Source organism: Algibacter sp. (assembly GCF_049667265.1).
GTDB lineage: Bacteria > Bacteroidota > Bacteroidia > Flavobacteriales > Flavobacteriaceae > Algibacter_B.
On record NZ_JBATHX010000032.1, the window covers coordinates 1 to 5,624 of the forward strand.

Genomic DNA, 5,624 nt, shown 5'->3' on the forward strand with positions numbered 1-5,624 from the left:
TCAATTTTTAATATTTGAGTTTTAGAATGGACCTTGTTCTTCATGAAATAATCATTAAAACCTTCAATTCTTTTTGAAACAGCGTTGTTTTTTGTGATGTTTTTTCGCGCCTGAATAATTAAAAAAGTAGATGGTTTAGGAATGCTTAAATGCATTAATTTTCCAGCCATATATCCTGCCATATAGGAATCCTGACCAACAAATGCTAAGTTCTTAAATCCTTCAATATCAATATTTAAAAAAAGATATGGTATACTAAGGGCCTCTAATTTGTCCACCATTATCCTAGTTTCATTGTAGAAATTTGGAGCGATAATAACAGCGTTAGGTTTTAATTTTAGCAAATTAGTAAACGCTTGTAAGTAGGAGTCTGAATCATACTGATTAAAAGTATAATTTTTTACTTGGATACCCGAAATTTTAACATCATCAGCGCCTTTTAAAATACCTAGATAGGGCGATTTCCAGAATAAATCTAAGTCATTATGTTCTGGGATTAAAGTTGCAATGCAATACTTGTTTTTCATTGCAAGTGCGCTGGCCACAGGATTTACGGTAAAGTTATGATACTCAAGAATTTTTTCAATTTTAGATTCGGTTTTTTTAGAAACACCACCTCTTTTATGTAACACGCGATCAACAGTACCTTCTGATACGTTTGCTTCTTTGGCGATATCTTTTATAGTAATCATAAAAAGAAAATAACTTTATACTAATGGTTTTAATTCACATTCAGTATTTTACTGATGAGTTTAATTTTAGGCAATTTAATAATATTTTTTACATTTCGTGTGCGCACACTATTTTTTATTACATTTGTGTGAAGGTGCCTAAAAATGGTACTGGAATAGAATCAAACGTTATAAAATATTACCCAAAAAATGAGTAAAGTAGTTGTTTTAACAGGAGCAGGAGGTGTTTTATGTAGCACGTTAGCATTGGCATTGGCAAAAGAGGGGCACAAAATAGCCGTTTTAGATTTAAGAAAAGAGGCTGCCGATAAAGTTGCGGCCCAAATTAAAGCTTCAGGCGGAATTGCAATTGGCGTAGCGGCTAACGTTTTAGAAAAGGAATCTTTGGAAAAAGCGAAAGCTGAAGTAAATAATAAATTGGGACCATGTGATATTTTAATTAACGGCGCAGGTGGTAACCATCCATTAGGAACTACTTCCAACCCATATTTAGAGGCTATCGATTTAGCAAACAAAACAGATGGTTTTAAAACATTCTTCGATTTAGATGTCAATGGTATTCAATTCACATTCAATTTAAATTTTATTGGAACCCTACTTCCAACACAAGTATTTGCAAAAGATATGATTGGTAGAAAGGGTTGTAGTGTTTTAAATATTTCATCCATGAATGCCTTTACTCCACTAACTAAAATACCAGCTTATAGTGGCGCAAAAGCGGCGGTGTCAAATTTTACACAATGGTTGGCTGTTCATTTTTCAAAAGTTGGCATTCGTGTAAATGCACTTGCGCCAGGGTTTTTCTTAACCGATCAAAACAGAAGTTTACTAACCGAAAGTGATGGGAGTTTAACTCCCCGCGGAAACCAAATTATAGAACAAACACCCATGGGCAAATTTGGAGAACCTGAAGATTTAGTTGGTACAACATTATGGTTGTGTGGCGAAGGAGCTTCGTTTGTAACTGGTGTTGTGGTGCCAATTGATGGCGGATTTAGTGCCTATAGTGGCGTATAAAAAGAATAGAATATTTTATGGAACAAACATGGAGATGGTACGGGCCTAATGACCCAGTTACTTTATTAGATATCAATCAAGCAGGCGCAACAGGAATTGTTTCTGCCTTGCATCATATTCCTAATGGCCAAATATGGACCATTGATGAAATTCAAAAAAGAAAAAAAACGATTGAAAATGCAGGGTTAACCTGGAGCGTTGTTGAAAGTATTCCGGTTCATGAAAATATAAAAACGCGTTCTGGGAATTTTCAAAACTATATAAATAATTACAAGCAAAGTATAGCGAATTTAGCAGCATGTGGTATTCATATAGTTTGTTATAATTTCATGCCTGTTTTGGATTGGACCAGAACCGATTTAAGTTTTCAGGTTGAAGATGGTTCTAAAGCCTTACGTTTTGACGTGATTGCGTTTGCAGCTTTCGAACTCTTTTTATTAAAACGCCCAGGAGCAGAAAGTGATTATACTGAAGCACAACAAAAAGCGGCTAAAATCTATTTTGAAAATCAATCTGAAAAAGATAAAAAACAACTCGTAAAAAATATTATTGCAGGTTTACCAGGAGCAGAAGAAGGCTATACTTTAAAGCAATTCCAAACCATATTAGATACCTATAAAGATATTGATGCATCAGTTTTAAGAAATAATTTAGTAGCTTTTTTAAAAGAAATTATTCCTGTAGCATCTCAAAATAAGGTGTTAATGTGTATTCATCCAGACGATCCGCCTTATCCCATTTTAGGACTTCCGCGAGTTGTAAGTACAGAGGCTGATTATGCGCATTTATTTGAGAGTGTGCCAGACCGATCAAATGGCATTACCTTTTGTACGGGTTCTTTAGGGGTTAGAGCTGATAATAATTTGGTTCAAATTTTTAAGCGTTTTTCAGATCGTGTTCATTTTCTGCATTTAAGAAGTACCAAACGCGATGAAGCAGGTAATTTCCATGAAGCCAATCATTTAGAAGGCGATGTAGATATGTTTGTTGTTGTCAGAGCAGTTTTAGAAGAAGAAAAAAGGAGAAAAGCAAAAGGTTATAAAGATTTTGCTATTCCAGTAAGGCCAGATCATGGACACCAAATGCTTGATGATTTACATAAAAAAACAAATCCTGGATATTCTGGAATTGGTAGATTAAGAGGATTGGCAGAATTAAGAGGTTTGGAATTTGGAATAAAACGTATGATGTAATATAATTAATATGAATTTTAAAATTAGAGCAATTGTGGTTTGGATTTGCATAGTATTGGCAAGTACCAATATGTATGCCCAATCTTCTCCTGAAATCCTATTTAATAAAAAAATTGCTCAAAAAAACTATCTTCCAGATTTTAGTTATGCGGGTTATCATAATGGTGAAATTGCCTTTCCTGACAAAGATGGAAAAGTGATTAATGCCACAGATTACGGAGTCATTCCTGATGATGGATTAGACGATTCCAAAGCCATAATTAAAGCAATCGAAGCGGCTTCCAAAATGGAAGGTAACATCATTTTACAATTACCTGCAGGGCGATTAATTGTAAGTGATATTCTTTATTTAGAACGGAGCCATTTTGTTTTAAGAGGCGCAGGAACTGGCGAAGGTGGTACAGAAATATATTGTCCTAGACCTTTAATGTATGTTGAAAATCCTGAGGTTTTAAAAGAACTTCGTGAATATTTATTGGAGTTTGATAAACGTCAAATTGAAAAGGAAAATAACATCGATTTGCCATTTTCTCAATATGCTTGGGCTGGAGGTTTTATTTGGACAAAAGTGCCTGGTGTTCGCGTAAAATCCTATCTTCAGAAATATGAAATGCCATATGATATTGTTGCCAAAGTTTCAAAAGGAAAACAAGGTGAATTAAGTTTTAATGTTTCCGAAGTGAAAAATTTAAAAGTTGGCGATGTTGTAGAATTACAGCTTTTTAATAAAGATGGTGAAACAGGCGAAATTATTGACGATTTATATAAAAATCAAGACGTTATAATAGGTTCGCATCATTGGAATTTTTCTGATTTACCGCTAGTTAGGCAGCAAGTGGTTATAAAACATATTTCAAAAAATAAGGTAACTATAAATAGTCCTTTAACAGTCGATATTAAATCAAATTACCATGGGCAATTAGTTGTTTGGAAACATCTTGAAGAAGTTGGAATTGAACATTTAAAAATCACCTTTCCAAAAGCACCCAGAGTGGCCCATCATGTAGAGCCTGGATTTAATGCTATTTACTTAACACGCGTTTTTAATAGTTGGGTAAATAATGTTATAATTGAAAATGCGGATAGCGGTGTTTTATCAGAAGAAATAGCCAATGTCACCATAAAGGATGTAACAACTACAGGTGAAAATTTTGCACATTATACAGTCATGATGCAAGGCACTTATAATGTTTTAGCTCAAGGAATTAAGGTGTACAATAAGGCTGTTCACCCGTTAAGTTTTAATACATTTTCAACTAAAAGTGTCTATCTAGATTGTGAGGTTTTTGTAGACCCTATTTTAGATCAACATTCTGGCGCAAATCACCAAAATTTATTCGATAACACAAAAGTATATCTAACGCCAAATAAAGTGGGTTCTTATCCATTATTTGCTGGTGGAGGAGCCGGTTACTGGAAGCCCTCACACGGCGCATATAGCACGTTTTGGAACACTCAAGTTACTGTTTTAGGAGGCTTAGACGCAAATGAATCCATTCTTTTAAACGGTATGAAAGATGGCCCTTTTGCCAGAATTATTGGCGTAAATGGTAATCAGAATTTTAAAGTAGAATATGAGCCAAAGGCCTACAAGGAATTAATAAATAAAGAAATGCAAAAGGTGCCTTCATTGTATAAATACCAATTGAATCAGCGGTTTAAAAACTAATCATTCTTAAAAACTCAATTTAAATAATTATCGAAAAAGGTGTTATATGAAAAAAGCTAGTTACCTCATTTTTGTTCTTGGACTTACTTTATTTTTTTCATGTAAATCCGAACAAAAAGAATTAACCATTGATGAATTATTGCAAACCCGATATTCAAAACTTTTAGAGTATGAATTAGATTCTCTCGCGTTTCCACGAAGCTATTCCCATGACAAAAACAAAATTAAAAAAGTGCCTTCAAAAGATTGGACAAGTGGTTTTTTTCCTGGTAATCTTTGGCAAATTTATAAGTTAACAGGTAATGAGCCTTATAAAAAAAGAGCAGAACAATGGACGGCCTTTGTTGAAAAGGAAAAGTTTAATGCTGGAACGCACGATATGGGTTTTAAAGTGTTTTGCAGTTTCGGAAACGGTTTAAGTATTGAAAAGGATAATGAAACCTATAAGAATGTAATTATTAAAAGTGCTCAAACTTTAAGCTCCCGTTTTAATGAGAAAATTGGAAGTATTCGCTCTTGGGATTTTAAAAGAGATGTTTGGCAATTTCCAGTTATTATTGATAACATGATGAATTTAGAGTTGCTTTTTGAGGCTACCAAAATTTCTGGTGATAGTACTTTTCATAAAATAGCAGTAACTCACGCTAATACTACTTTGAAAAACCATTTTAGACCAGACGGAAGTACTTGGCATGTGCTGGATTATGACACCATTTCAGCTCAAGTAAGAGCGAAGGTTACGCATCAAGGAATCCATGATAACTCGGCTTGGGCACGCGGACAAGGTTGGGCTATTTACGGTTATACGATGGCCTATCGACACACAAAAGACGCGGTGTATTTAGAACGCGCAAAAGCGACGGCCGATTTTTTCATAAATCACAAAAACTTACCAGAAGACGGTATTCCGTATTGGGATTTCGATAACCCTAAAATACCAAATACTTCGAGAGATGCCTCTGCAGGAGCGATAGTAGCCTCTGCATTAGTTGAATTATATGGTTACACAAAAAATGATGAGTATTTGAATTACAGTAAGAAAGTAGCAAATAG

The 5,624-nt window shown here is 34.4% G+C and carries 5 protein-coding genes; 4 read left to right on the top strand and 1 reads right to left on the bottom strand.

The features are described 5' to 3' along the window. Positions 1-692, bottom strand: a 692-nt coding sequence (locus WBN21_RS00900; protein ID WP_424197430.1) for a substrate-binding domain-containing protein, incomplete at its 3' end; no start/stop codon positions are given. 189 nt (positions 693-881) lie between these two features. On the opposite strand from WBN21_RS00900, the gene WBN21_RS00905 reads away from it, so the two are divergent. From WBN21_RS00905 to WBN21_RS00920, 4 genes are all read left to right on the top strand, one after another. Beyond that, positions 882-1,709: an SDR family oxidoreductase gene (locus WBN21_RS00905; protein WP_424197431.1), complete on the top strand. Its 828-nt coding sequence runs from the start codon at positions 882-884 to the stop codon at positions 1,707-1,709. Between the two features lie 17 nt (positions 1,710-1,726). Further along, positions 1,727-2,902, top strand: a complete 1,176-nt coding sequence (uxuA, locus tag WBN21_RS00910) for a mannonate dehydratase (RefSeq protein ID WP_424197432.1) — start codon at positions 1,727-1,729, stop codon at positions 2,900-2,902. A 10-nt stretch (positions 2,903-2,912) separates the two neighbouring features. Beyond that, a complete protein-coding gene (locus tag WBN21_RS00915) occupies positions 2,913-4,571 on the top strand; it encodes a hypothetical protein (RefSeq protein WP_424197433.1) in 1,659 nt (552 codons plus the stop codon). A gap of 46 nt (positions 4,572-4,617) precedes the next feature. Next, positions 4,618-5,624 (top strand): glycoside hydrolase family 88 protein (locus WBN21_RS00920; RefSeq protein ID WP_424197434.1); only part of this gene is annotated, 1,007 nt, incomplete at its 3' end.

Excerpts from the sequence above, each read along its gene's own strand:
- WBN21_RS00905 (WP_424197431.1), top strand. The coding sequence starts at position 882 with ATGAGTAAAGTAGTTGTTTTAACAGGAGCAGGAGGTGTTTTATGTAGC.
- uxuA (WP_424197432.1), top strand. The coding sequence starts at position 1,727 with ATGGAACAAACATGGAGATGGTACGGGCCTAATGACCCAGTTACTTTA.
- WBN21_RS00915 (WP_424197433.1), top strand. The coding sequence starts at position 2,913 with ATGAATTTTAAAATTAGAGCAATTGTGGTTTGGATTTGCATAGTATTG.